The sequence below is a fragment of the Streptomyces canus genome (assembly GCF_001514145.1).
GTDB classification, from domain to species: Bacteria; Actinomycetota; Actinomycetes; order Streptomycetales; family Streptomycetaceae; genus Streptomyces; species Streptomyces canus.
In genome coordinates, this window is record NZ_KQ948658.1 from 150,586 (window position 1) to 175,962 (window position 25,377).

23 protein-coding genes and 1 tRNA gene are annotated in these 25,377 nt (G+C 72.4%); 16 read left to right on the forward strand and 8 right to left on the reverse strand.

From position 1 onward, the window contains the following. Positions 1-48: 48 nt before the first annotated feature. Complete coding sequence (locus AQJ46_RS59015) at positions 49-324, reverse strand: hypothetical protein (protein WP_159064011.1); 276 nt, start codon at positions 322-324, stop codon at positions 49-51. A gap of 254 nt (positions 325-578) precedes the next feature. Between AQJ46_RS59015 and AQJ46_RS10185 the strand changes: the two genes are divergently transcribed. From AQJ46_RS10185 to AQJ46_RS10220, 8 genes are all read left to right on the forward strand, one after another. Further along, entirely contained in the window at positions 579-818 is a 240-nt protein-coding gene (locus AQJ46_RS10185) for a chaplin (RefSeq protein ID WP_059205260.1), read from the forward strand. Between the two features lie 345 nt (positions 819-1,163). Next, positions 1,164-1,742: a hypothetical protein gene (locus tag AQJ46_RS10190; protein ID WP_225887290.1), complete on the forward strand. Its 579-nt coding sequence runs from the start codon at positions 1,164-1,166 to the stop codon at positions 1,740-1,742. Between the two features lie 129 nt (positions 1,743-1,871). Beyond that, positions 1,872-2,153: a hypothetical protein gene (locus AQJ46_RS10195; protein WP_059205262.1), complete on the forward strand. Its 282-nt coding sequence runs from the start codon at positions 1,872-1,874 to the stop codon at positions 2,151-2,153. A 187-nt stretch (positions 2,154-2,340) separates the two neighbouring features. Further along, on the forward strand, positions 2,341-2,838 hold the full coding sequence (locus tag AQJ46_RS10200; protein WP_059205263.1) for a DUF5949 family protein: 498 nt from the start codon (positions 2,341-2,343) through the stop codon (positions 2,836-2,838). After that, positions 2,838-3,422 (forward strand): vitamin K epoxide reductase family protein, encoded by a 585-nt coding sequence (locus AQJ46_RS10205; RefSeq protein WP_059205264.1) that lies wholly within the window; start codon positions 2,838-2,840, stop codon positions 3,420-3,422. Before AQJ46_RS10200 ends, AQJ46_RS10205 begins: the two co-directional genes overlap by 1 nt. Before the next feature lie 116 nt (positions 3,423-3,538). Further along, the gene (locus AQJ46_RS10210) at positions 3,539-4,054 is read left to right on the forward strand and encodes a hypothetical protein (protein WP_059205265.1); all 516 of its coding nucleotides are present in this window, start codon (positions 3,539-3,541) and stop codon (positions 4,052-4,054) included. A gap of 175 nt (positions 4,055-4,229) precedes the next feature. After that, on the forward strand, positions 4,230-4,718 hold the full coding sequence (locus AQJ46_RS10215; RefSeq protein ID WP_059205266.1) for a tyrosinase family oxidase copper chaperone: 489 nt from the start codon (positions 4,230-4,232) through the stop codon (positions 4,716-4,718). Next, entirely contained in the window at positions 4,702-5,568 is an 867-nt protein-coding gene (locus AQJ46_RS10220) for a tyrosinase family protein (RefSeq protein ID WP_059205267.1), read from the forward strand. Before AQJ46_RS10215 ends, AQJ46_RS10220 begins: the two co-directional genes overlap by 17 nt. Before the next feature lie 87 nt (positions 5,569-5,655). Here the strand turns inward: AQJ46_RS10220 and AQJ46_RS10225 are convergent, their stop codons facing one another. The 3 genes from AQJ46_RS10225 to AQJ46_RS10235 form a co-directional block, all read right to left on the reverse strand. Further along, the gene (locus tag AQJ46_RS10225) at positions 5,656-6,000 is read right to left on the reverse strand and encodes a chaplin (RefSeq protein ID WP_059205268.1); all 345 of its coding nucleotides are present in this window, start codon (positions 5,998-6,000) and stop codon (positions 5,656-5,658) included. 130 nt (positions 6,001-6,130) lie between these two features. Then, positions 6,131-7,090 (reverse strand): D-2-hydroxyacid dehydrogenase family protein, encoded by a 960-nt coding sequence (locus AQJ46_RS10230; protein WP_059205269.1) that lies wholly within the window; start codon positions 7,088-7,090, stop codon positions 6,131-6,133. 404 nt (positions 7,091-7,494) lie between these two features. Further along, positions 7,495-7,567, reverse strand: a tRNA-Arg gene (locus AQJ46_RS10235). 323 nt (positions 7,568-7,890) lie between these two features. Between AQJ46_RS10235 and AQJ46_RS10240 the strand changes: the two genes are divergently transcribed. The 5 genes from AQJ46_RS10240 (at position 7,891) to AQJ46_RS52010 (ending at position 14,325) form a co-directional block, all read left to right on the forward strand. Continuing rightward, complete coding sequence (locus tag AQJ46_RS10240) at positions 7,891-9,498, forward strand: dynamin family protein (protein ID WP_059205270.1); 1,608 nt, start codon at positions 7,891-7,893, stop codon at positions 9,496-9,498. Between the two features lie 3 nt (positions 9,499-9,501). Next, the gene (locus tag AQJ46_RS10245; RefSeq protein ID WP_059205271.1) at positions 9,502-11,565 is read left to right on the forward strand and encodes a YfjP family GTPase; all 2,064 of its coding nucleotides are present in this window, start codon (positions 9,502-9,504) and stop codon (positions 11,563-11,565) included. A 219-nt stretch (positions 11,566-11,784) separates the two neighbouring features. Then, positions 11,785-12,246 carry a single-stranded DNA-binding protein gene (locus AQJ46_RS10250; protein ID WP_059205272.1) on the forward strand — a complete coding sequence of 154 codons (462 nt, stop codon included), beginning with the start codon at positions 11,785-11,787 and terminating at the stop codon, positions 12,244-12,246. Between the two features lie 267 nt (positions 12,247-12,513). After that, entirely contained in the window at positions 12,514-13,926 is a 1,413-nt protein-coding gene (locus AQJ46_RS10255; RefSeq protein WP_059205273.1) for a TQXA domain-containing protein, read from the forward strand. Positions 13,927-13,959: 33 nt separating this feature from the next. Beyond that, a complete protein-coding gene (locus AQJ46_RS52010; RefSeq protein WP_057609566.1) occupies positions 13,960-14,325 on the forward strand; it encodes a hypothetical protein in 366 nt (121 codons plus the stop codon). Positions 14,326-14,394: 69 nt separating this feature from the next. Here AQJ46_RS52010 and AQJ46_RS10265 read toward each other — a convergent pair whose 3' ends face one another. Then, on the reverse strand, positions 14,395-15,225 hold the full coding sequence (locus tag AQJ46_RS10265) for a hypothetical protein (protein WP_059205275.1): 831 nt from the start codon (positions 15,223-15,225) through the stop codon (positions 14,395-14,397). Positions 15,226-15,477: 252 nt separating this feature from the next. Here AQJ46_RS10265 and ettA point away from each other — a divergent pair, with 252 nt between their 5' ends. Genes ettA through AQJ46_RS10280 form a run of 3 tightly spaced genes read left to right on the forward strand, consistent with a single transcriptional unit; the run spans position 15,478 to position 18,223 of the window. After that, positions 15,478-17,142 carry an energy-dependent translational throttle protein EttA gene (gene ettA, locus AQJ46_RS10270; RefSeq protein ID WP_079072210.1) on the forward strand — a complete coding sequence of 555 codons (1,665 nt, stop codon included), beginning with the start codon at positions 15,478-15,480 and terminating at the stop codon, positions 17,140-17,142. Between the two features lie 2 nt (positions 17,143-17,144). Beyond that, positions 17,145-17,558, forward strand: coding sequence for an acyl-CoA thioesterase (locus AQJ46_RS10275; protein WP_057609559.1), 414 nt, complete (start codon positions 17,145-17,147; stop codon positions 17,556-17,558). After that, positions 17,555-18,223, forward strand: coding sequence for a hypothetical protein (locus tag AQJ46_RS10280; RefSeq protein WP_057609558.1), 669 nt, complete (start codon positions 17,555-17,557; stop codon positions 18,221-18,223). The genes AQJ46_RS10275 and AQJ46_RS10280 overlap by 4 nt, the downstream gene beginning before the upstream one ends. An 11-nt stretch (positions 18,224-18,234) precedes the next feature. Here the strand turns inward: AQJ46_RS10280 and AQJ46_RS10285 are convergent, their stop codons facing one another. From AQJ46_RS10285 to AQJ46_RS10295, 3 genes are all read right to left on the reverse strand, one after another. Continuing rightward, on the reverse strand, positions 18,235-19,191 hold the full coding sequence (locus tag AQJ46_RS10285; protein ID WP_059205276.1) for an ABC transporter ATP-binding protein: 957 nt from the start codon (positions 19,189-19,191) through the stop codon (positions 18,235-18,237). Positions 19,192-19,381: 190 nt separating this feature from the next. Continuing rightward, positions 19,382-22,168, reverse strand: a complete 2,787-nt coding sequence (locus tag AQJ46_RS10290; RefSeq protein ID WP_107117241.1) for an ABC transporter permease — start codon at positions 22,166-22,168, stop codon at positions 19,382-19,384. 1 nt (position 22,169) lies between these two features. Beyond that, positions 22,170-25,364: an ABC transporter permease gene (locus AQJ46_RS10295; RefSeq protein WP_225887291.1), complete on the reverse strand. Its 3,195-nt coding sequence runs from the start codon at positions 25,362-25,364 to the stop codon at positions 22,170-22,172. Positions 25,365-25,377 lie beyond the last annotated feature (13 nt).

A 25,377-nucleotide genomic window follows, 5' to 3' on the forward strand; every position in this document is an offset into this window, starting at 1 on the left:
GCGCGTTTCCTCGCTCACGGACGGCGCTCGGGACGGGAGGGAAGGCGCCTACGCGCGGGCGGCAACAGCGACGAAGGGCACGCCGGCCCAGGCCGCGTCGCGCTGGGAAACGAGCCGGATGGCCGACTGGTCACCACCGGATCGCGGCGCCTTGCCGAGTTCGATCAGATCGGAGGCGTGATGGAAGGCGTTCACGCCGAGGTCGCGCACCCGCATCCGCATCCCGGTACGGGAGTTGAGAGCCTCGAACCGGTCGAAGTCGTTGTCCGCCGTGCGGACGCCGCCCCTCGCAACGTGGCACAGCGGGACCCGGGAAATACGCATGACCGGCATTGCCCTTTCGGGAAGGTGGCGTGACGAATGCGATGCGCTGGCTGCATGGGTGCGTCAAGAGCTTCGCAACCCTATCCGGTATGCGCATTTAGTACGCGAAACCCGACATGTGTGTCGGAGTGGTGAAGCACGTTCGTTCGTGAGATCACCCCATTGGCGGCACAACCCGCGCGGGCGCCACGCGTTGACACAGCGCCGGGCATCCCCGCCCGGTTGTTTGTGTCAACCCCAAGGAGCACCTCTCCATGTCGCGTATCGCGAAGGGCCTGGCCCTGACCACCGTTGCGGCCGCCGCCGTTGCGGGCACCGCAGGCATCGCCGCCGCCGACAGCGGCGCGCAGGGCGTTGCCGCCCACTCCCCGGGCTTCCTGTCGGGCAACGTCATCCAGGTCCCGATCCACGTCCCGATCAACGTCTGCGGCAACACCGTCAACGGCCTCGCCGCGCTGAACCCCGCGTTCGGCAACGAGTGCGAGAACGACTGACCTCGGCTCTCCGCCTTCGCCGGCCGCACTCCCGTGGACCCCTCCACGGGAGTGCGGCCGGTCTGTGTTTCCCCGGATGGGTGGTGGCCTGGGACAGGGTGGGCCCGATCGTGACGCGCCCCTCACCAGCGGTGATGTCCGAGGGGCGCAGGCGAGGCGGTGTCAGGGTGTGATCGTTGGGTTGCAGGGCGCGGTGGTCGCTTCCACGGTGGGCTCAAGATCCGACGCATATCGAAAGGAACACCCATGCGTGGTCTGCCCGCACGGTGTATCGCCTCCTGCGCACTCTGCGCCGCACTTCTCGTCGCGGTCGCAGGTCCGACCGCGGCGGCCTCCCGTGGGCCTGTGCCCGTCCCCCACGCGGACGCGCTGCGCCCCCAGGTCGAGGCTCTGGCCGAGCTGGGCGGCGTGCTCACGCCGGTCACCGACCTGCTGAACACCGTGCTCAAGGCCGACAGCGGCCAGATCTCCGCCGAGCAGGCGGCCGAGCTCGGGGACGCCGTCAAGGACGCCACCGCGAAGATCACCGCGGAGACCTCGGCGGCCGCCGTCACCCTGCCCGCCACAGGCACGACGACGACACCGGGCACGACGACGACACCGGGCACGACGACGGGCAGTACGACGACACCGACTCCCTCCCTGCTGCTCACGCTCATCCAGAACAGTGACGCCGGGGCGCGGTCCGTCAAGGCGCCGGCCGATCTGCTGGACGACGCGATCGACGCTCTGGAGAAGGCGATCGACGACCTGCTCACGGCGGTCACCTCAGGAGAGGCCGGCCAGGTCGAGTCCACGCTCCCCGCCGTGATCAGCGGCCTGGTCGACGCCGTCGCCGCCACCATGCTCGACACCGAACTGCCCGCTCCCGACCTGGCGGGCCTGTCCTCCCTGCCCAGCAGCTCGCAACTGCCCACGTCGTAAGACGGTGGCCCCCGGCATTTTCATGAAAGCCCAATATCCGTGCACGGAGTTTCCGCTCCGGCCGGGGCTCGTTGGGCACGGTGTCGGACTTGCCCGACCGACGACTGAATTGCCGAAGAGAGGAACACCATGAAGTCCCTGAAGGCTGCTGCTGTTGTTGCCGGTTCCCTGGTTCTTGCCGGTGCCGCCGCGCCCGCGTTCGCTCAGGACACCGCCGATCTCACGCCCACCAGCCTCAACGGCGCCGTCAACTCGCTCACCAAGGGCCCCCTCGACGTGCGGCCGCTGCAGCACCAGTCGGACGTGCTGAACACGGAGAAGAAGAAGTCGCCGCTCCACACGGCCAAGAAGGCGACCGCCAAGCTGAACTCCAAGCCCGGACTCCTCGGTGGACTTCCCCTGGGGAAGTGACGTCATCCTCCACGCCGGGGCCGATTCCCCAGCGGCGGCTGCCGCCCGGGATCGGCCCTTCGTGCTGTTCGAGCCGGACAGCACGGCGCGGCGGCGCCTCCCTCGTTCGGATGGAGACGGCAGCAGCGCTCCCCCGCCCGGGTGAGAATCGGCCGTCCCCCGTCCGGCCCGTGGATACGGTCGCGCGGTGACCACAACCTCCAGCGAAACCCACCCTCTGCGCTCCGCCGACCCCGGCACTCTCGTGATCATGGCCTGGAGCGGCGAGGCTCCCGACGGCCACGACATGCCCTACCTCCTCGCGTGTTCCCTCGGAGACGCCCCCGACGGCCCCGAGGCCGCGACCGCCGCCGTCGAGAAGCTGCTGAACGACAACGGCCTGCCCGTCGGCGGTGACCTTGTCGACGGCAACGTCAGGCCGAGCCTGCCGGTCACCCTGCTCGTGGTGGCCGGGCACGCCGTCGTCACCATGCCGCGGCTGAACGCCAAGTGCCCGGTACGGCCGCAATGGCTCGCGGCGGTCGCCAAGCGCGGTTACGCCTACTTCGTGTTCACCACCCGCCCCTGGCCCGAGGCCTCGGGCCAGTCCGTCACCCCGGACGAACTCGCCGCGTTCGCGGGTTCCGACGAGACGCTGAAGGCCGCCGCCCACATCGTCCTGCCGGCGCGCAGCCTGCGCTCCTGATGCGGCGGGCCGAGGGCGGCGGCCGCGGGTTCGCCCTGCTCCTGCTGCTCACGGGCGCGGCGGGACTGCTGGCCTCCTGGGTCATCACCCTCGACAAGTTCAAGCTGCTGCAGGACCCCGACTTCACCCCGGGGTGCAGCCTGAACCCGGTGGTGTCCTGCGGCAGTGTCATGGAGAGCGACCAGGCCGAGGCCTTCGGCTTCCCCAACCCGATGCTGGGACTGGTGGCGTACGGCATCGTGATCTGCGTCGGCATGAGCCTGCTGGCCGGCGCCGCCTTCCCGCGCTGGTACTGGCTGACCTTCGACGCCGGCTGCCTGTTCGGCGTCGGCTTCGTGTCGTGGCTGCAGTTCGAGTCGCTGTACCGGATCAACGCCCTGTGCCTGTGGTGCGCTCTGGCGTGGATCGCCACGATCGTCCTGTTCTGGTACGTGACCTCGTTCGCCGTCCGCCGCGCGTACCTGCCCGCGCCCGGCTGGTCGCGGGCCCTCTTCGCCGAGTTCACCTGGGTGATCCCGCTGGCGCACCTCGGGATCGTCGGCATGTTGGTCCTGACCCGCTGGTGGGACTTCTGGACGAGCTGACCGCCGTACGTCGTACTACTGCGGCAACCGGGGGAATCTCGCGCTGGTCACCGCACCAGGATCGTTACCGGTACGGACGTTGAGCCTGCCGAAACCTGAAAGGGACCGTAACTGCCATGAGGTCGACCACCCGAGGAACCCTTGCCGCCGTCATCACGGGCATCGCGGCCGCGGTGGGGGCTGCCGCGTCCCCCGCCGCGGCAGTGGGCACGGTCCCCGTACCCGTGCCGCTGGACGGCGCCGAGCGCGCCCTCCACATGGAGCTCCCGGAGGTCGGCGGGAAGATCCCGGTGCCGACGCCGGGCGCCCCCGAGGCGCCGAAGTTCGTCGAGGGCCGGCTCATGCCGGAGCGGGCGATTCCGCGCGTGCCGGTCAACGGCGGGCTGCCCGGCGCCGACCTGACCGCGCCGGTGCCGCACCTCCTCGACGACGACTTCGACCACCTCGGCCTCGACGCGCCCGCCGCCGACGTGCGCACGCTGACGCCGGGCCTGGCCCTGGACGCTCCGCTGACCGCCCCCAAGCCCGGCAGCGGCGAGCTGCCGGCGCCGAAGCTCCCGGAGGCGGGCGTCCTGCTGCCGATGGTGCAGGCAGCGCCGGGCGCCGACCTGACCACGGGGCCCGGCCTGTAGGGCGCGTCGACTCGACCGACGAGGCCCGGACCGTGACACGGCCGGGCCCCGTCGGCGCTCCGGCGCGGAGGTTCACCCCCTTGGGCCTCGGACGGTGACCGCGCAGGCCGTCGGGCGGTTACCGGTACGGACAACGGACCCCGACCCCTGTCGCGTACGAGGCGAGGAGCACACGATGGTCATGAGCGTCGGCCGAACACCGGTGGGCGCCGATCCCTCCCGGGCGAGCCCGGAGAGAGGCGCCCACGCCCGCCGGAGCAGGCGGGGCCTGCTGCTCGGGCTCTTCGGCCCGGCCGCCGTCGCGGTGGCGCTCACCCCGGTCGTCCTCGCCTCGCGGGGGCCGCGCGCCGCCGAACCGGCCGCCGACCTCGTCTTCGACGAGACGTACCGGGGCCGCCGGATCCGCGGCATCCGCGCATCCGTGGCCGCGGCCGCCGGCGCTCTCGGTGCCGGGCAGTGGCACGTCACCGTGGACGGACGCCCACTGCACCTGATGCGCCGCGCCGACGGCACCTGGCTGAGCATGGTCGACCACTACCGGTCGTACGCCACCGCGCTGGACGCCGTCCGGGCGGCCGTCGACGAACTGGGGCCCGGGCGGCAGTTGCGGGAGACGCGGAACGGCGGGGCGGACATGGGGGGACACAGTGGCGTACACGCGTAAGGACGTCAGCACACTGACCGCGGCCGAGAAGCGGCGGTTCGTGCGGGCGATGCTGGAGCTGAAACGACGCGGCGAGTACGACGAGTTCGTACGGATGCACATCGACTTCTACGTCTCGGACGGCGAGGACGGACTGCGTACGGCGCACATGTCGCCCTCCTTCCTGCCCTGGCACCGCCGCTTCCTGCTGGAGCTGGAGCAGGCCCTGCGCCGCGTCGACTCCTCGGTGAGCGTGCCGTACTGGGACTGGACCCGCGACCGCACGACGAGCGCGGCGCCCTGGACGGACGATCTGCTCGGCGGCACCGGCCGGGCCCCGGACCGGCGGGTGACGACCGGGCCGTTCGCCCATGCGACCGGCAACTGGACGCTCAAGGAGCGCATCACCGACGAGGACTACCTCACCCGGGACCTCGGGCGGCCCGCCGATCCGATCGAACTGCCGACGCGGAGCGACCTCGAGTGGGCCCTCCAGGACCCCGTCTACGACACCTCGCCCTGGGACTCGACGTCCACCGCGGGGTTCCGCAACAAGCTGGAGGGGTGGGGGAGCGGGAAGGGCGCGGCCGCCTGGCGCAACCACAACCGGGTGCACCGCTGGGTCGGCGGGGTGATGGTGAGCGGTGCCTCCGTCAACGACCCGGTGTTCTGGATGCACCACGCCTTCGTCGACCTGTGCTGGTCTCGCTGGCAGCAACGGCACCGCGACCACCGCTATCTGCCCGCGAGACCGCCCGGCCCCGGCAGCGCCCAGCGCGGCCGCATCGTCGCCCGCCACGAGAAGCTCCCGCCGTGGGACGTGACCCCGGACGAGCTGGAGGACCACGGCAGCATCTACCGGTACGCGTAGGCCGTACGGCGGCACGGAACCACGCGTCCGGACACACAAGAGCCCCGGCGCTGGAAAGTGCCGGGGCTCTGGGGTGGGTACGGGCGATCAGCCGCCGTAGCCCTGCCCGTGGCCCTTCTTGTGGCCACCGGCGCGGTGCTCCTTGTGGCCGCCGTTCTTCTCGTCGTCGGCCTTCGTCTCCTTGTGGTCGCCACTGCCGTTCTCGCAGTGGTTGCCGAACGCCGGGTTCAGCAGGCCGACCACGTTGACGGTGTTGCCGCACACGTTGATCGGGATGTGGATCGGGACCTGGACGACGTTGCCCGACAGGAAGCCGGGCGAGTGGACGGCAGCGCCGTTGGCGCCCGCGTCCGCCATGGCCAGGCCGGCGCCGCCGATCATCACGGCACCGGTGCCGAGGGCGACTCCGGCTGCCTTCGCGATGCGAGACATCACGTTCTCCTTTGGTTCGGGGGGTACGACGGCAGGACGCGCCGTCGCACTCCCCCTTCAACGCCGCCCGTCATGGCTGGTAACGGCGCTTCGATGCAGATCACCCGTTTTGAACAAGGACGGGGAGGGATCAGGGCAGCCGCCGTATCGGAGCGCCCGAGAGGAAGGCCCGGATGTCCTCGATCGCCTGGCCGTAGTACGTCGTGTAGTTGGCGTGGGAGACATAACCGAGGTGGGGCGTGGCGAGCAGGCGGGGGGCCGTGCGCAGCGGGTGGTCGGCGGGCAGGGGCTCGGTGTCGAAGACGTCGACGCCCGCGCCGGCGATGCGGCCCTCGTGCAGGGCGGCGAGGAGGGCGTCCTGGTCGACGATGGCGGCGCGCGAGGTGTTGATCAGGTAGGCGGTCGGCTTGACGAGAGCGAGTTCGGCCGGGCCGAGCAGGCCGCGGGTGCGGTCGCCGAGGGCCAGGTGCACGGAGACGAAGTCGCTGGTGGCGAGGAGGTCGGGCAAGGAGGGCGCGAGGTCGACGCCCACCTCGTCGGCGCGCTCCTTGGTGAGGTTCTGGCTCCAGGCGCTGACCTGCATACCGAAGGCGAGGCCGACCCGCGCCACCCGGCTGCCGATCTTCCCGAGGCCGAGCAGCCCGAGCCGGCGGCCGTGCAGATCGGCGCCGACGGTCCGCTGCCAGGGGCCGTTCTCGCGCAGGGCCCGGCTCTCCTCGACGATCCCCCGGGCGAGGCCGAGCAACAGTGCCCAGGTCAGCTCGACGGGCGGGGTGGACGAACTCGCCGTACCGCACACGGTGACGCCGTGCGTCTCGGCGGCGGCGTAGTCGATGACGGTGTTGCGCATACCGGAGGCGACGATCAGCTTCAGCCGGGGCAGGCGGGTGATCAACGAGCCGGGGAAAGCCACGCGTTCGCGCAGGGTGACCACGATGTCGACGTCGGCGAGAGCCGCGGCGAGCGCGTCCTCGTCGGGGAAGTGGGTGCCGAAGGTGACGACGTCGACCTCGCCGGCCAGCGGTGACCAGTCGGCGACCTCGGTCGCCACGTTCTGAAAGTCGTCCAGCACAGCACAACGCAGCCGCACGTCGGGTCCCTTCGGTTCCGCTCGACCGTTGACGAGGGTGACTTTACGGGGGCTTCTTCCGGGCGAAGCGCACTTGCGGGCGAGGTCTCCAACGGATCGGCCGTGGTGAGGCCGGTCGCCGCCAGGGCGTGGGCGACCCGGGCGAGGCGGAGCAACCGGTGATCCGCGGTCGATGAGCCGCGCGCCCGCCTGGCTCGGCCCGCCCGCTCTTCGGCCGGGGCGATGGCGCGATCCACGCGACCCCGACCGAGGCGTCGAGCCCGCCCGAGAAGGCGACGCCGACGCGCCGGCCGGCCGGAAGGGGGGCGAGGACCTTGGTGGGGCGAGGCGCTTGGTCCAACACCGCTGTGTGTGCTGGGCATGAGAAAGCCCCCCACCTGTTGGTGCTGGTGAGAGGGTGTTTGCGCCCCCGGCAGGACTCGAACCTGCGGCCAAGCGCTTAGAAGGCGCCTGCTCTATCCACTGAGCTACGGGGGCCGGGTGTGGTGGCCTCTGTCTTGGGGTGCCCGGGTGTGGGCCGGTCCGTGACGTTGCCGGGGACAAGGATAGGGCTCCCGCGTCCTTGTCCCTGTTGCTTCGCCTCCGTGGCTCGATGTGGAGGTTCGGTGAAGCGGTCCTGATAATCGCAGGCAGGTACGAATCGTGCACCGCTTTTGGCGTCTCGCGCACCGGGTGTTGTGCACTCGTTATGCCTGGACTGTGCCCTTGTCCCAGTCGCCCCTTCCGTCCGATGTGTTCCGTCGGCGCGCAGACATGCTCATATGCTTCAGAATTCCCCTAAAATTGGGCATTCTTCACATGTGGTGACCTTGGACGTACGGCCTCAGCTGCTCGACGCACTCTCCGCCCTGCGCGACCGTGTCGCCGCCGCACGCTTTCCGCTGCCCCTGCCGGGGGCCCCACGCGCGCGTGCCAACCGCGACGAACTGCTGGCCCAGCTCGACGACTATCTGGTGCCCCGGTTGAGGGACCCCGAAGCGCCGCTGCTGGCCGTGGTGGGCGGTTCCACCGGGGCCGGCAAGTCGACCCTCGTCAACTCCCTTGTGGGAAGGCGGGTGAGCGAGGCGGGCGTGCTGCGGCCGACCACGAGGACACCGGTGCTGGTCTGCCATCCGGAGGACCATCACTGGTTCAGCGGAATGCGCGTACTGCCCGACCTCACGCGCGTGTGGGTGCCTCAACAGGAGGCGGGGGACGAACTCCTGCTGCCCGGCGAGGACCCCACGCGTGTGCTCCGCATCGAGACCGCCGACACCCTCCCGCCGGGCCTCGCGCTCCTGGACGCCCCCGACGTCGACTCCCTCGTCGCCGACAACCGCGTTCTCGCCGCCGAACTGATCTGCGCGGCCGACGTCTGGATCATGGTCACCACGGCCGCCCGCTACGCCGACGCCGTCCCCTGGCATCTCCTGCGCACCGCCAAGGAGTACGACGCCACGCTCGTGACCGTCCTCGACCGGGTCCCGCACCAGGTCGTCTCCGAGGTCTCGCGGCAGTACGGCGCCCTGCTCACCAAGGCGGGCCTCGGCGACGTGCCCCGGTTCACGGTTCCGGAGCTGCCCGAGTCGGCCTGGGGCGGCGGGCTGCTGCCGGCCACCGCCGTGGCGTCCCTGCGGACCTGGCTCGTCCACCAGGTGCAGGACCCCGCGGCCCGACAGCGCGTGGTCGCCCGTACGGCCCACGGGGTGCTTGCCTCCCTGAAGTCCCGGATGCCCGAGCTGGCCGGCGCGGCCGCCGCCCAGTACGCGGCCGCGCTGCGGCTCACCTCCGCCGTCGAGGGGGCGTACGACAGCGAGCGCGCGCGCGTGCGGGGGCGGCTCCAGGCCGGTGCCGTGCTCGCCGGTGACGCCCTCAAGCGCTGGCGGGCCTTCCCCCTGGACTGCACCGCCGCGGAGCTCCTGGACGCCCTCGTGGAGAGTCTGGGCGCCCTCCTGCTGTGCTCGGTGACCGCCGCCGACGAGCGCGTCGACGAGGCCTGGCGGCGCGAACCGGCCGCGGCCGCGCCGGAACTGACGGACCGCGATCCGACCCCGGAGAGCGCCGAGCACCGGATCGGGCTGGCCGTACGGCGTTGGCGGCGGGAGCTGGAGGAGTACGCCGAGGAGGAGATCCGCGACCTCGACCGCGGGGTCACGCCCGACCCGGAGACGGTCGCCGCCCTCGTCGCCACCGCGCTGCTCGGCGGACGCCGGGCGCGGGTCGCCGGTGAGGGGCTCGCCGAACGGATCGGCGCCCACGGAGCCCTGCGGCTGCGCGACCGCGGCGGACGGCTGCTCGCCGAGCACCTCGACCGGGTCGTGCACACCGAACGCGAACGCCGGCTCGCCCCGCTCGACGCACTCGACGTACACCCCGAGCCCCAGGCCGAACTCATCGCCGCGCTGTCCGTACTGCAGAAGGAGAGGTGACCGATGACCGCCGTCACGGATCAGGACCACACGGAGCAGGCGGGGAACGCCGTACCGGGGGAATCGGGGGACGGGGAGCGCGACGGGCACAGGCCGGTCGAGGAGACCCTGCCCGAGGCCGAAGCTGAGGCTGAGGCTGAGGCCGAGGTGGAGCCGGAGGGCGAGGACGAGCACGCGCGCGTGGAGCGCGTGGAGCGCGTGGAGACGGTGTCGGGACCGGAGAGCGGTCCTGAGCGGGACGAGGAGGGGAACGTGAGTGAGGCTCCGGGTCGTGCGCCTGCCGACGGTCACGCGCGTGCGGGGGCGGGGCGCGGGCGCAGGGGCGCCGGTAGTGGCTCCCCGGAGCCGGTGGACGCCGCCGCCCCCGCTGACGACGACTCCGCGGACGCCTGGGACGACGGGCTCATCGCGCGCCGGGTCACCGCCGAGACCGAGCAGGCCGCCGCCATGGAGGCCCGCGGGCACAACGCACCGCCTGCCGCCCCGCTCACCTACGACGGCCCTCTGCATTCCCGTCTGGACGCTCTGCGGGAGCTGGTCGGGCTCTCGCGGGCCCGGCTCGACAGCCGCACGCTCGCCGAGGCCGGCCAGGTCCTGGACGAGGCGGCCGCCCGGCGCAGGCTCTCCGGGCAGCACACCGTCGTCGCCATCGCCGGTGCGACGGGCAGCGGCAAGTCGCAGCTGTTCAACTCGCTCGCCGGAGTGGCCATCTCGGAGACCGGTGTACGCCGGCCCACCACGGCGGCGCCGATCGCGTGCAGTTGGAGCGACGGTTCGGCCAGTCTCATCGAACGGCTCGGCATCCCGCCCCGGCTGCGGCGGCGCCCGCTGCAGAGTGCCGAGTCGGAGGCCCAACTGCGCGGGCTCGTCCTGGTGGACCTGCCCGACCACGACTCGGCCGCGGTCCAGCACCGCGAGCACGTGGACCGGATCCTGACGCTCGTCGACGCCGTCATCTGGGTCGTCGACCCCGAGAAGTACGCCGACGCGATCCTGCACGAGCGCTATCTGCGGCCCATGGCGGGCCACGCGGAGGTCATGTTCGTCGTGCTCAACCAGATCGACCGGCTGCCCGGGGAGGCCGCCGAGCAGGTCCTCGACGATCTGCGGCGGCTGCTGGACGAGGACGGGATCGCCCTCGGGGAGTACGGCGAACCGGGCGCCACGGTGCTCGCGCTGTCGGCGCTCACCGGGGACGGCGTCGGTGAACTGCGGGAGGCGCTCGGGCACTTCGTGACGGAGCGCGGAGCTCCCGCGCGGCGGATCGCGGCCGATGTGGACGCGGCGGCGTGGCGGCTGCGGCCTGTCTACGCGACGGGCCGGCGCACCGGGCTGAGCGAGGCGGCGCGCGACGACTTCGCCGCCCGGCTCGCGGACGCGGTCGGTGCCACCGCGGCGGGCGAGGCGGCCGAACGCGCCTGGCTGCGCAACGCCAACCGCGCGTGCGGGACGCCCTGGCTGCGGCTGTGGCGCTGGTTCGATGACCGGCGCGAACCTTCCACGGGACGGCTGCCGGTACGTGCCCAGCCCGACGAGGAGGCGACCGCGCGCCAGCGTGTGGAGCAGGCCGTACGGACGCTCGCCGACCGGGCCTCGGCAGGACTGCCCGCGCCGTGGGCGCAGGCGGTGCGCGAGGCGGCCGTACGCGGCTCCCAGGGACTGCCCGAGGCGCTGGACCAGCTGACGGCCCGAGCCGGGCTGCCACCGGGCCGCCCGCCGCGTCCGGGCTGGTGGCCGGTGGCCGTACTGGCGCAGGCGTCCATGACGCTTCTTCAAATCGTCGGCGGACTCTGGCTGGTGGGCCAGATCGTCGGGGTCATGGCGCCGAACCTGGGGGTCCCGGTGCTGCTGATGGTGGCCGGCATCATCGGCGGTCCGATCGTCGAGTGGAGTTGCCGGATGGCGGCACGGGGCCCCGCGCGGCGGTACGGCGTGGAGGCGGAACGGCGGCTGCGGGAGGCGGCGTCCGGGTGCGGGCGTGCGCGGGTGCTGGATCCGGTGGCGGCGGAGCTGCTGCGCTACCGGGAGGTCCGGGAGCAGTACGGCAGGGTCGTCGGGGTGGGGTGAGGGGCGTGACGGCGGTGGGGTGACGGCGGGTCCGTGGACCCGTTCCCTCGTTCGGGTGGCGGAGTTGTCCACAACCCGTGGACGGTCCACAGGGCCCAGCGGGCTCGGCCCGGCGGAGGCAGTCTGGCTTCGCGGCGATCGCGGTGACGCGGTCGGCACGCAGACAGCAGCAGCCGTACGGGACGGGCCCGTACGTATGTCCGGGAGGGGATCCCAGCGATGAACGAGACGATGATCTGCGCGGTGGGCAACGTGGCGACACAGCCGGTGTACCGGGAGTTGGCCACGGGCGCGTCGGTGCGGTTCCGGCTGGCGGCGACCGCGCGCTATCTGGACCGCGAGAAGAACGAATGGACGGACGGGCACACCAACTTCTTCACGGTGTGGGCCAATCGCCAGCTCGCCACCAACGTGTCGGGGTCGATCAACGTGGGTGATCCGGTGGTCGTCCACGGCAGGTTGAAGGTGCGCTCGGAAGGGCGCGAGGGGCAGCCGGCCTGGACCTCGGCCGACATCGACGCGGTGGCGATCGGCCACGACCTCGCGCGTGGCACCTCGGCCTTCCGGCGCACACAGCGTCCGGAGCACACCGTCGAGGGTTCGTCCACGCAGCCCGAGCCCTCCTGGGAGACACCGCCGGGTGAGTCCGCGGGCCGACCGGAGGCCGTCGCGGTGACGTGACGTCGGCCGAGGGCGCGGCGGCCCTGACCGAAATGCGGCTTATCGGCGAATGCGTTCCGGATGCTGCCGGTCGATTTGTCGATAAGCCCTGCGGGTGAACGCGCTTGGCGATAACGATTCCGAGTCGGATCGATCTTCCGGCCGCATCCCCGGGAAGAGGGGGGCGGCCGCGTCCCTAGGATGCCGAACACAGCTCCCGGGGTTACTGATTCTGCTGGTGGGACCGCCACTCCGCTCGTCAACGGGGCCTGTTCGAAGGGGAATTCCGTGTTTTCTGCGTTCTCTGCACTGTCCGTGCGCGGACGGGGAGCGGCTCGCCTCGCGGCCGTCACGTTCGTCTCCGGCCTGCTCGCCGCCGGTGCGACGGTGGCCGTCGCCGACACGGCGTCCGCGGACGAGGCGGCGCAGAACCAGAGAGGGGCGACCGCCACCATAGGGGGCCTGAAGACCTACGGCGACGCGGTGATACACGACACCGACAGCGATCTGCGGGTGCCGGCCGGGCTGTTCGAGATGTCCGTCGAGGGTGGCGGAACCCTGCAGACGTACTGCGTCGACCTCTACAACCCCACGCAGAAGGACGCCAAGTACCACGAGACCGACTGGAGCGGCACCTCGCTGGGCGCCAACAAGGGTGCGGGCAAGATCCGTTGGATCCTGCAGAACTCCTATCCCCAGGTCAACGATCTCGCGGCGCTCGCCGCCAAGGCCGGTATCACCTCGGGCCTGACCGAGCAGGACGCGGCGGCCGGCACCCAGGTGGCGATCTGGCGCTACTCGGACCACGCCGACGTCGACGCCGTCGACCCGCAGGCCGAGAAGCTTGCGGACCACCTGGAGAAGAGCGCCCGTGACCTTGTCGAGCCGGCGGCGTCGCTGACGCTCGACCCGCCCGCGGTCTCCGGTCACCCCGGCGAGCTGCTCGGCCCGGTCACGGTGCACACCAACGCGGCCGGCGCGACGGTCACCCCGCCGGCGGACGCGGCCACCAGCGGCGTGCGGATCGTCGGCAAGGACGGCAGGCCGGTGACGTCCGCGAGCAACGGCAGCGAGCTCTACTTCGACGTTCCCGAGGACGCGGCGGGGGGCTCGGCCGACCTCACCGTGCAGGCCTCGACCACCGTGCCGGTCGGGCGTGCGTTCGCCTCCGAGAGCCGGAGCCAGACGCAGATCCTCGCCGGCTCCAGCGAGTCGACGGTCTCGGCGACGGCGAGCGCGACCTGGGCGAAGGAGGGCGCCGTACCGGCCCTCTCCGCCGCCCGGAACTGCACCGAGGGCGGCCTGGACATCACCGCGGTCAACCAGGGCGACGAGGAGTTCGCGTTCGAGCTGATGGGCACGGAGTACGCCATCGCGGCGGGCGAGTCCCGCACGGTGACGGTCCCGCTCCAGGAGGACCAGGCGTACGACTTCACGATCACCGGCCCCGACGGTCTCGCCAAGCGTTTCACCGGCGTCCTCGACTGCCGCACCCGCAGCAGCGAGACGGGCGCCACGACCCAGACCCTGAGCGAGCCCAGCCCTGCCACGGTGGCCGTCCCCACCACCGACGTCAACCTCGCCGAGACCGGCGGCTCCGCCACCACCCCGCTGATCGCCGGTACCGCCATCGCCCTGGTGGTGATCGGGGGCGCGGCCCTGGTCCTCACCGGCAGGAAGCAGAACCGGGCACAGGACTGACCGCGGCGCGGCGGTGACGGGCACAATGGCGTCATGACCAAGCCAACCGCATCGCGGGCGCGTCACACCTCCTCGGACTCGGTGCTGTCCCTGTGGTCGCAGGACTCGGTGCTGTCGATCGGCTCGGTGGGCTCGGTCCTGTCCATCGGCTCCGTGGGCTCGGCGCTCTCGGTCGGCTCGATCGGCAGCGCCCTGTCCGTCGGCTCGATCGGCTCGGCCCTGTCCCTGATCTCGGCGGGGTCCTGGCTGAGCACGGGGTCGCTGCTGTCGGCGCAGTCGAAGTGGTCGGTGCTGTCGTGGCGCACGTCCCACGGGCTGATGCGGTCCGCGGGTGCGGTGGGGGCGGTGGCTGTGGGCGCCGCCGTGTTGCTGGCGGTGCGGGGCGGCTCCGACGCGTAGGGGATGCCCGGCAGGGGTTCAGGGCGGCTCGCGCGTCGGAAGGAGCGCGGCCGGCATCCGGGCTGCACGTCAAGAATGATCGTTCAGGAGGTCGGCGTAGCCGCGGGCCTGTTCGGAGGCGTTGCGGTGCCAGTCGGACTGGGTGCGGTGCTCCTCGGCCAGGGAGGGCTCGGCGGTGACGAGCTGGTCGTAGACGGTGGCGATCTCCGCGTGCACGGCCGCGATGGCGAGCCGGTTGGCGCGGACGGCGTCCGCATGTCCGCGGTGGGCGTCGAGGGCGAGGGGATCGTCACCGATGGGCGCGTTGGCGGGGCCGTGCTCGTGCAGCGCGCTGTACGCCTCGTTGAGCTTCGTGGCGCGTGCGTCCAGTTTCGTGCGCCGGGTGTGCAGGGCGGAACCGCGGACCCGCAGGCTGGCCTCGTAGGCGTGGGAGCCGGGAAAGCGGACGGCGTCCAGCCCTGAGGTGACCGCGTGCGGCCGGTCGGGACGCAGCCCGGCGTACCGGGCGTCGGCCTCGGCCGCCACCTCGAGTGTCTTCAGGTGCGGTGGCAGGGCACTACGGCCGATGGCCGCCCAGGCGTGCACATCGCCGTACCACCTCTCGTGGGCGGACTGCCGGGTGACGCCGGCCACCTCCCCGATCTCGGCCCAGGTGGTCCCACGCTCCCGCTCGGCGACCACGGCCTCCCGCACCACGTCCTCCGTCCGGCACTGGAGCTTCAGCGCGGTACGCAGCAGATCCCCGGGCTCGGCCTCCGGGTCGACGGGCACGGCGTCGAGCACGGCGTCGGCGAGCTGGCGGAGCGTGAGCGCGAGGGCGACTCGGGACTCGTCGCGCGGCGAGAGGCGGTGGAGCTCGGGGGTGGCCGAGGGGGAAGAGAGGTCTGCGGCATCCGGCATGGCGTCAGGCTATCCCTGACAACTGTCCAGGTCACGGGTACTCGAGTTCCGCGCCTTCGCTCGGTTCGATCTCGCATACCGGAGAGAGGGGTCACTCGGCGACAACCGACAGTGACAGTCGAGCTACCGCCGCCAGCAGCGAACCCCCAGGTCACAGCCCCCCGACCAAACGGGTTACCACCCAAGGGTGGACCTCAGGCAAGATGGGGTGTATCTGCCCACTCCAGATCTCAAGTTGCCGGACGGTTTCTCTTGGCTGAGTACATCTACACCATGCGCAAGACGCGTAAGGCGCACGGAGACAAGGTCATCCTTGACGACGTGACGCTGAGCTTCCTGCCCGGCGCGAAGATCGGTGTGGTCGGGCCTAACGGTGCCGGTAAGTCCACCGTTCTCAAGATCATGGCGGGCCTTGAGCAGCCGTCCAACGGTGACGCGTTCCTGTCGCCCGGCTTCAGCGTCGGCATCCTCATGCAGGAGCCGAAGCTCGACGAGTCCAAGACGGTCCTGGAGAACGTCCAGGACGGCGCCGCCGAGATCATGGGCAAGCTCAACCGCTTCAACGAGGTCGCCGAGCTCATGGCGACGGACTACTCGGACGCGCTGCTTGACGAGATGGGCAAGCTCCAGGAGGACCTGGACCACGCCAACGCCTGGGACCTGGACGCGCAGCTGGAGCAGGCCATGGAGGCGCTGGGCTGCCCGCCCGGCGACTGGCCCGTCACCACCCTCTCCGGTGGCGAGAAGCGCCGCGTGGCGCTCTGCAAGCTGCTGATCGAGGCCCCGGACCTGCTCCTCCTCGACGAGCCCACCAACCACCTCGACGCCGAGTCGGTGAACTGGCTGGAGCAGCACCTCTCGAAGTACGCGGGCGCTGTCGTCGCCGTCACTCACGACCGGTACTTCCTGAACAACGTCGCCGAGTGGATCCTCGAGCTCGACCGCGGTCGCGCGATCCCCTACGAGGGCAACTACTCCACGTACCTGGAGAAGAAGGCCACTCGCCTCAAGGTCGAGGGCCGCAAGGACGAGAAGCGCGCCAAGCGCCTCAAGGAAGAGCTGGAGTGGGTCCGCTCCAACGCCAAGGGCCGCCAGACCAAGTCCAAGGCCCGCCTGGCGCGTTACGAGGAAATGGCGGCCGAGGCCGACAAGATGCGGAAGCTGGACTTCGAGGAGATCCAGATCCCGCCGGGCCCGCGTCTGGGCTCCATCGTCGTCGAGGTCAACAACCTCTCGAAGGCGTTCGGTGACAAGGTCCTGGTGGACGACCTCTCGTTCACGCTGCCGCGCAACGGCATCGTGGGCATCATCGGCCCGAACGGCGCGGGCAAGACCACGCTGTTCAAGATGATCCAGGGGCTTGAGCCCGCGGACTCGGGCACGGTCAAGATCGGCGACACGGTCAAGATCAGCTACGTCGACCAGAGTCGCGCCAACATCGACCCCAAGAAGACCCTCTGGGCCGTGGTGTCGGACGAGCTGGACTACATCAACGTGGGCCAGGTCGAGATGCCGTCGCGGGCCTACGTCTCCGCCTTCGGATTCAAGGGTCCGGACCAGCAGAAGCCGGCCGGCGTCCTGTCCGGTGGTGAGCGCAACCGCCTGAACCTGGCGCTCACGCTCAAGGAGGGCGGCAACCTGCTGCTCCTCGACGAGCCCACCAACGACCTCGACGTCGAGACCCTGTCCTCGCTCGAGAACGCTCTGCTCGAGTTCCCGGGTGCGGCTGTGGTCATCTCCCACGACCGCTGGTTCCTGGACCGGGTCGCGACCCACATCCTCGCGTACGAGGGTGAGTCCAAGTGGTACTGGTTCGAGGGCAACTTCGAGTCGTACGAGAAGAACAAGATCGAGCGGCTCGGCCCGGACGCCGCGCGTCCGCACCGCGCCACCTACAAGAAGCTGACCCGGGGCTGATCTTGCGGCACATCTACCGCTGCCCGCTGCGCTGGGCGGACATGGACGCGTACGGCCACGTCAACAACGTGGTCTTCCTCCGCTACCTGGAGGAAGCCCGTATCGACTTCCTGTTCCGCCCGGAGAAGGACTTCAAGCAGGGGTCCGTGGTGGCACGCCATGAGATCGACTACAAGCGGCAGCTGGTCCACCGGCACGCGCCCGTGGACATCGAACTGTGGATCACCGAGATCCGGGCGGCGTCCTTCACCATCGCCTACGAGGTCAAGGACGGCGACGACGTCTACGTCCGGGCCTCGACGGTGATAGTGCCGTTCGACTTCGAGGCCCAGCGGCCGCGCCGGATCACGGCGGAGGAACGGGAGTTCCTCGAGGAGTACCGGGACGACGACGAGGAGGAGGCCGTCGCCGCATGACGGTGCTCCACCTCGCCGACGAGGGGGAGGCCGCGGACCTCGCCGCCTTCCTCTCCCGGCTGCTCCACTACGACCGCTCGGCCGCGGTCCGGCTCCAGGGGGCCGGGACCGCGCTCGCCGTCTTCGGGCGCCCGCCGTCCTTCGAGGTGCTGGCGATCCGGGCGGTCCGGCTGGCCAAGCCGTACGAGAACGGACTCGACGTCACGCTCGACGTGACCGTGTCCGCCGGCGAGCTCCTCGAGTCCGTCGACGAGGGCGCGGGCACGGCTGTCGTGCCGCAGGCGGTGACCGGCCCGCCGTGGGCCGGAGTACTGCCACCGCGGGGCGGGTGGCAGGCGGTGGCCGGGTTGCCGGGACCGGAGGCGCTGCGGGCTCTCGTCCACGCCGGGGTCGCCGAATTCCGGTCCCGTACCGAGGAGTTGGGTCCCGAGGCGCGTACCCGGGCCGAACTCGACCGGATCGGGCGGGAGATCTGGTCCCGCACCGTGGCGGAGACGCGGCTTCCCGTACGGGCCGTGCACGCCGCCCAGTCACTGGGGTTCCTGCGCTCCGGTAGGGAGTTGGCGCTCTTCTCGTCGGGGGCGTGGCTGCGGCTTCGTACGCCTTTCGGCTCGATCGCCGTACGGCAAGGGGGACTTGGGACCCTCGGCGTCAGCGTGCGCTGATCGGCCGGTCGTCAGTCCCGGTCGCTGTCGTCCGGCCATACGCCGATGTGGTCCGGTTCCAGTTCCAGCGCTACCCGGTCGCGCATGCCCAATGCCTCGGTGTACTCCTTCGGGAGCTGGAGGCGGCCCGCGCGGTCCAGCATCGCGTACTCACGGGCGACCAGGGTCTCGTGGCCCGTCGTCGCGTCCACCTTGGTGCGGCGCAGGACCTCCGTGGACGTACGGCCGTCCCTGATGGCCACCGTCCGGCGGACCTCGCCGGCCACCGCCTGGTCGTGGGTGACGATGACGATCGTCGTGCCGAGCTGTTCGTTGGCGGTGCGGAACGCGGCGAAGATCTGTTCCGCGGTGTGGGAGTCGAGTTCGCCCGTCGGCTCGTCGGCGAGAAGGACCGCGGGGCTGTTGGCCAACGCCACCGCTATCGCCACGCGTTGCTGCTGGCCGCCGGACATCTGGTGGGGGCGGCGGTTGCGGCAGTCGGCCACCTCCAGCAACTCCAGGAGTTCCAGGGCGCGTTCGGTGTGGGCGCGGCGGGGCTTACCGGCGCCCGAGAGCTGCATGGGGAGGGTGATGTTCTGGGCAGCGGTGAGGTAGGGGAGAAGGTTGCGGGAGGTCTGCTGCCAGACGAAGCCGACCGTTGCGCGCCGGTAGGCCAGGCGGTCCTTCGCGGTCATGGTGAGGAGGTCGTGGCCCGCGACTCTGGCCGCGCCCGCGGTGGGGGTGTCCAGGCCGGCGAGGATGTTCATGAGGGTGGACTTGCCGCTGCCGGACGCGCCCACGAGGGCGAGCAGTTCGCCCTCGCGGACGAGGAGGTCGAGGCCCTGGAGGGCCTGGACCTCCACGCCGTCCGTGGTGAAGATGCGGACGAGTCGGTCGCAGGTGATCAGGGCGTCGTGGCCGTAGGCGGGGCGGTTGCGGGCCTGGGTCGCCTGGTGGGCGAGGTCGGTGAGGGTGGGGTTCGTGGTCATCGGCCTTCTCCTGGACTGCGGTCCGGCGTGCGGGCTGGTCGACGGCGGGGTTCGCGCGCCGCCGGTCGGGTGACGACCCGGCGGTTTGCACCGGCCCCGGCCGCCCGACGGCGCAGCGCTGCGCCGCGCTCCGCGGGTCGGGAGCGTTTCCGGCGGCACGACCGCCCGCCGCCGGGTGCGACGAAGTCGTTCATCTCGCGTCCCCCGCCCTGAGCTCCTGCACCGAGCCCCGTCTCCCCGACCACCACGCCTGCCCGACCCCCGTTCCCACCGCCAGCAGCAGCACAGCCACCGCCGGTATCACCAGGGACAGGGCGTCCGTGCGCAACTCCGCTCCCGTCGAGGAGGTGTCGGCCGAGGGGAGGGCGATGGCCGTCAGGTCGATCCCCGGGGACAGGAGGTGGATCGTGGCCCAGCCCGTGAGGGTGCCTCCGACAGCGGCCAGGACGGCCTGGGGCAGGGATTCGAGGATCAGGAGGCGGCGGCCCGCGGCCCGGGTCAGGCCCATCGTGCGGAGGCGGGCCAGGAGGGCCGTACGGTCCGGGGACGTGCGCAGGAGGGACAGGAAGAGGGCCAGGACCGCGTATCCCGTGCCTGCCGCCACCGCCGTCGCGTAGACGCCTTCCGCGCCGGTCTGGAGGGGGGAGTCGACGTAACTTCTGCGTTCCTCGGACCTCAGGTGCACGGACGCCGCCTTCGGGGCGGCCTTCCGGATCGCGGCCCCGTCCAGAGACGTCCCCGACAGCAGCACCGTCGTCGGCCTCGCCGCCGCCGGGCTCAACGCCTCGCGGTCCACGACCAGGAAGTCCGACCCCAGCACCGCGGGCGTGCGGTCGAGGACGGTGGTGATGTGGACGGTGAGCGTGCTGCCGTCCGGGAGGAGGACCGGGAAGGGGCGGGTGCCGTACATCCGGGCGGTGGCCGTGGAGGCCAGGGCCGGGGCCGCTTCCCCGGCGGTCCCTTCTCGCAGCCCGGCGGCTTCGAAGGCGCCCATGCCCGTCCGGGACGACAGCGCCGCGTAGTCCGCGGGGTCCACCCCGACCAGCGGTACCGACAGTGCTCCGTTCTCCGGTTTCGCCTCGGAGGTGACGCTCACCGCCGACAGCCCGCTCACCCCCGGCTGACGGCGCAGCCGGTCCGGCAGCCCGGACGGGAGCGGTGCCCCCGTGTCCACGCGCGCGTCGGCGCCGACCGCGAGGAGGGCCGCGTGGTCGCGGGCCTCCTGTACGCCCGCGAGGACCGAGCCGCCGAAGGCCGCCGTGGTCAGGGCGGTCAGCAGGGCCAGCAGGGGCAGCACCGCCGAGGCCGAGGTGCGGCCCGCCCGGGCCAGGGACAGGTGGGTCACCGCGCCCCGCAGGCGGGCGGCAGGACGGGCCAGACCCCGCAGCGGGAGCGGGTACAGACGGACCAGGACCAGGGCGGCGACCACTCCCACCAGCACGGGTGCCAGCGAGACCAGGTCGTCGGCGGAGCCCGAGGTGCCGCGGCGACGCAGCGACTCCACCGCTCCCGCCGCCAGCACCAGCAGCGTCAGCTCGGCGACCGTACGGCGCCGGGACGGTCGTACGGACGAGATGTCCTCGCGGTCGCTGTGGACGCGGACCACACGGTGGACGGCCGCCGCGCGGAGGGGGAGGGCCACGCAGGTGACGGCGGTGACCGCGACCGCGGCCCAGACGGCGTGGCCGACGCGGCCGCCGGGGACCGCGAGCAGCGCGGCGGCCAGGCCCAGGGCGCCCGCCGGGACGGCCACGACCGTCGTCTCGGCGAAGAGGCGGGTCGTGAGACCCCGCAGGGAGGCGCCGCGGGCCCGCAGCAGGGCGAATTCGCTGCGGCGGCGGTCGGCGGTGAGGCCCGCCGCCATCAGGAGGACGACGGCGGCGACTGTGCCGGTGCCGAACGCGGCGACGGCGACGAGGGGAGCGACGTCCTCACGGAGCCGGTCGTAGGCGATGAGGACGTCGTCGAGGTCGGTGGTGACCTCGGTGCTGCCGTACAACTCCGAGAACTCGGTCGACGGGCCGTCGATCTCCCGGCGTACCTCCCGCAGCGCCGGACCGGCCTCCAGGGAGGCGATCGCGGACCGCAGGGCCGGCACGTCGCGGGCCCGCAGGGTCTGCACCTCCGGGGCCAACTGCCAGTAGCGTTCCGGTTTTCCGGAACCGGCGAGCAGGGCGGGGGCGGCCTTCGGGGCGAGCAGCAGGGTGCCGACCCAGTACATGTCGACGGACGGCGCGGGTTCCCGGATCAGGGCCGGGGTGCGCAGGATGGTTTTCGTGGACCAGTAGGCGCCCTGGGGGACACGTGGAGTGACGATGCCTGTGACCCGGACGGTGAAGCTGCCGGCGTGGATCACCGAACCGACCTTGATGTGCAGGGCCTTGGCCGTCTCGGTGGTGACCGCTGCCTCCAACCCGCTGGTCTCGGAGGTCACTTGGTCGTCGGCGCGTGGCAACCGTCCCTTGGCGACGGAGGCGTGACCGGCGAGGCCCGCCTGCGCGACCAGTGTCACCCGAGCGGGCTTGCCGGTCGGCCTCGGCAGCCACGGGTCCGGTACAGAGATGTCCTGGGTGGTGCGCACGCCGTACGTCGACTGGTCCCGGTCGAGGACGAGCGGGGGCGGGACCTGGGCGCGGACCTCGGTGTACTGCCCGGCCAGCGCGTCCGGGCGCAGGGTGTTCTCGCGCATGCGGGTCGACTCCATCGGCGAGGGTGGCGGGGCGTACACCTCGATGCCGATCCGGTCGGGGCGGGCCTGTTCGGCGGCCCGGCGCAGCCCGGTGTCCTCGTAGCGGTCGACTGCGCGGGGGAACGCGGCCGTGAGGCACGCCGTCAGCGCGACCAGCAGTGCGAGCGCGCACGCGGCGCCGGGCGCGGTCCGCAGCCGGGTACGGACCCAGGGGGCGGTCACCCTGGCAGCGGCCCGTGGCTCCGTCCTCCCGGGGCCCTCCGGCTCACCCGTCCTGAAGAACCTCATCTCACTCGACCCCCTCGCGCAGCGCCCGCGCCGGATCCGCCCGCCGCAGCGCCAGCGCTGCCGTCACCAGGAGCGGGGCGAGCGCCACCGCGCCCAGGAGTACGGCCACCCGCGTGAGCGGGAGCTGGACCAGGACCGTGGGTACCGGCCGGGCCGCCTCGTCCGTGAGCACGATGAGCGGGACCACCGCCCGGGTCAACACCGTGCCCAGCAGGGAGCCCACCAGCAGCGCCAGCGCCACCAGGACGCCCTGTTCCAGGGCGACCGCCCGGGCCAGCCGCCGGCGCGGGGCCCCCAGGGCGCGCAGTATGGCGAACTCGGCGCCCCGCTCCCGCAGCGAGCCCGCCGCGCTCACCGCGAACCCGACCGCGGCCAGCGCCGCAGCCACGCCGGCCGCCGCCGTGAACGCGGCCTCGGGGCCCGCGCCGAACGGGTCGTCGCGCAGCTGCCCGGCGACCTCGTCCCGCACCACGATCTGCGCGGGGTCCAGGTCGGGCCGGGCCCGCAGCGCCGCGGTGACCCGGTCCGTGGCGCCCCGTCCGGTCGTGAGCCACCACTCGGTCGGCTCCACGCTCCGGCCGTCCTGCTCCTGCAACACCCGGTTCACGGTCCGCAGATCGACCAGCAGGGCCCCGCCGTTCTCCGCGGCCGTCGGCAACTCCCTTACGGTGCGCACGATGTGCACCGACACGGTCTCGCCGCCCAACGGCACGTCCAGGTTCTCCCCGACCGAGGCGCCCGCCGAGGTCAGGAAGCGCTCGGTCGCGACAGCCGTGATGTCGGCCGCCTTCGGCTGCGGAGCCTTCATCCGGACGGTGAGCACCCCTACGCTCCAGGTGTCATCGAGCGGGATGAACCCGGTGCCGTAGTCCACCGACATCCTCCCGGATCCCGAACTCAGGTGTGGCGGGGCGGGTTTGTTTGTGTCATCGGGAGTCGAAGTCACCCCTTCGCTCCGTGAGGTGACCTTCCAGGACGTGGGCAACGGCAGTCGGCGCACCGCCCCGTCGGTGCTCTTCGCCGTCAACTCGCTCACGGTGAAGCGGTGTTGTTCGGAGTCTCCGCTGGGGACGGGCACGGCCAGCTCCAGGTCGGTCAGGGTCAGTGGGACCCCGGGCACGTAGACGTCCAGCGGGTGGGACCGTCCGTCGGCGGGGAGCTGGCCGGCCGGGACCCGGTAGGGAGTGCCGTAGCGGTCCTCCAGGGTGATGGTGGCCTGCACCGTCGTGCTCGGGGAGGGACCGCGCAGGGCCGCCGTCAGCCGCAGCCGGGCCGTGTCCGCGGGCACCTTCACACCCGCGACCGAGCCCTTGGGCCCGAGCCCCTGGAGGAACGGTCCTGAGTGCAGGTCGGGGCGGATCAGCATCGAGGCGCGTGAGGTGTCCAGCGCCAGCACCGTCGCCACCCGGCTGCCGGACAGCGGCAGTTCGGACCGGGCTGCGGGCGCGGTCCGCCGTACCCCCGGGACGGCCGCGAACTCCTCGGTGCGGCCGAGCCCCGCGTCGCCGGAGGCCAGGACCCGCACCGGCGCCCCGGCCCGGAAGTCCGCCTGGTCGGACTGCGAACGGTCCCAGGAGGCGCCCTGTCCGATGGCCAGCATGCCCAGTGCCATGGCGAGGACCAGCAGCAGCACCGGGCCCGCCCCGCGCATCGGCCGGCGGGCGATCTGCCAGCCCGCCAGGGCCGCGGTCAGGCCGCGCCCGCCGGTCGCCCGGCGTTCGGCGAGCTCGGCCAGGGGCGGCAGCAGCCGCAGCGTCAGGACGGTCCCGGCCAGCAGCGCGAGCGCGGGCGCCGCCACCAGCAGCGGGTCCACGCCGAGCACACCGGCCCGGTCGTCGGTCACGGCACCGGAGGTCTGGTGGCTGAGCTGGAAGTACGCCACCCCGGCCACGGCCAGCAGCCCGAGGTCCGCCCCCGCGCGCACCGCACCCGGCAGCGCCCGGGCCCGGCCGCGCGCGAAGGAGGAGGTCAGCGCGGGCAGGGTCACCGCGAGCGCACACCCGAGCGCCACCGCCGCCGCCACCAGCCACACCCCGGCCCGGCCGCCCGACGGCACCTCCAGGTGCAGCCCGATCCGGGCCAACGGGCCCCGCCCGGCCAGCGTCCGGGTCAGCGGGCCCGCCAGCAGCGGCGCGCACAGCAGCGCGGGCACCGCGAGCAGCGCCGCCTCCAGGGCGGCGAGGCCCGCGATCCGGCCGCGGGAGGCGCCGCGTGCCATCAGCAGCCGGCTCTCGCCGGTGCGCTCACTGCTCAGCAGTCCGGCCACCAGCAGCAGGGCGCAGCCCGCGAGGAGCACCAGTTGCAGGGCGACGATCAGCAGGGTCGAGCGGGAGACGAGCAGCGAGCGGTCGGTGCGGTCGAGGACCTCGGGCAGCGAGGTCGACGCAGTGGTGGCGCCGCCGAGGGAGGACTCCTTGCGCAGCGCCGCGTTCCCCGCGACGGCCGTCTCCCGCAGCGCGTCCGAGCGCGCGGTCGTCACCGCCGCGAAGTCGGCCGACGCCAGCCAGCCCGACGCCCCGACGCTCACCGTCCCGTCGGCCAGCACGCCGGGATCGGCGAGGAGGGGACCGTACGTCGTGAAGTCGAGCTTGTTGATGCCCCGCCCGTGCAGATCGTCGAGGAGCCAGTACGGGTCGTCCGCGCGGACGGGCCGGTACAGGCCGGTCACCGTCACCCGCACCGCCGGGCCGCGCAGCCGGTCGGTGAGGGTGAAGCGGGCGCCGGGGCCGAGTTCGAGGGCGCGGGCGGCGGCCTGCGGGAGCGCCACCTCGACCCGCCCGTCGGCCCGCCCCGGCAGCCGCCCCTCGACCAGCCGCAGCCGGCTGCGGTCCAGTGCCGCGAAGTGGGTCAGATCCGGGTCCCCGGACCGGTCCTGCTCGGGCTGCAGCGCCCGCGGCAGGGCGTACGGACCCGAGCGCAGAAACGTCCGCACGGTCACCGGCAGCCCGTCGAACGTCTGCCGCGCCACGTCGCGTACGGCGGTGTCGGCGGCCGTACGACGGTCCTCGGGTACGTCGGCCTTGACGACCAGCGCGGTGTCGGCGGCGTTGCGCGGGTCCTGGAGGGCGTGGCGCAGGGCCGCGTCACTGATCGCGCCGGAGTAGGCGGTGAGGGTCGCGAGGACCGCGGTGGTGAGCAGGACCGTGAGCAAGGCGGCGGCGAGCAGCAGCCGGTGCGCCCGCGCACGCAGGAACACAAAACGTGCGATT

Bases quoted from the DNA above. Each gene is read 5' to 3' on its own strand.
- AQJ46_RS10285 (WP_059205276.1), bottom strand. From the start codon at position 19,191: ATGACCACGAACCCCACCCTCACCGACCTCGCCCACCAGGCGACCCAG.
- AQJ46_RS59015 (WP_159064011.1), bottom strand. From the start codon at position 324: ATGCGTATTTCCCGGGTCCCGCTGTGCCACGTTGCGAGGGGCGGCGTC.
- AQJ46_RS10265 (WP_059205275.1), bottom strand. From the start codon at position 15,225: ATGCCGGATGCCGCAGACCTCTCTTCCCCCTCGGCCACCCCCGAGCTC.
- AQJ46_RS10280 (WP_057609558.1), top strand. From the start codon at position 17,555: ATGACGGTGCTCCACCTCGCCGACGAGGGGGAGGCCGCGGACCTCGCC.
- AQJ46_RS10195 (WP_059205262.1), top strand. From the start codon at position 1,872: ATGAAGTCCCTGAAGGCTGCTGCTGTTGTTGCCGGTTCCCTGGTTCTT.
- AQJ46_RS10205 (WP_059205264.1), top strand. From the start codon at position 2,838: ATGCGGCGGGCCGAGGGCGGCGGCCGCGGGTTCGCCCTGCTCCTGCTG.
- AQJ46_RS10290 (WP_107117241.1), bottom strand. From the start codon at position 22,168: ATGAGGTTCTTCAGGACGGGTGAGCCGGAGGGCCCCGGGAGGACGGAG.
- AQJ46_RS52010 (WP_057609566.1), top strand. From the start codon at position 13,960: ATGACCAAGCCAACCGCATCGCGGGCGCGTCACACCTCCTCGGACTCG.
- AQJ46_RS10245 (WP_059205271.1), top strand. From the start codon at position 9,502: ATGACCGCCGTCACGGATCAGGACCACACGGAGCAGGCGGGGAACGCC.
- AQJ46_RS10185 (WP_059205260.1), top strand. From the start codon at position 579: ATGTCGCGTATCGCGAAGGGCCTGGCCCTGACCACCGTTGCGGCCGCC.
- AQJ46_RS10250 (WP_059205272.1), top strand. From the start codon at position 11,785: ATGAACGAGACGATGATCTGCGCGGTGGGCAACGTGGCGACACAGCCG.
- AQJ46_RS10210 (WP_059205265.1), top strand. From the start codon at position 3,539: ATGAGGTCGACCACCCGAGGAACCCTTGCCGCCGTCATCACGGGCATC.
- AQJ46_RS10225 (WP_059205268.1), bottom strand. From the start codon at position 6,000: ATGTCTCGCATCGCGAAGGCAGCCGGAGTCGCCCTCGGCACCGGTGCC.
- AQJ46_RS10215 (WP_059205266.1), top strand. From the start codon at position 4,230: ATGGTCATGAGCGTCGGCCGAACACCGGTGGGCGCCGATCCCTCCCGG.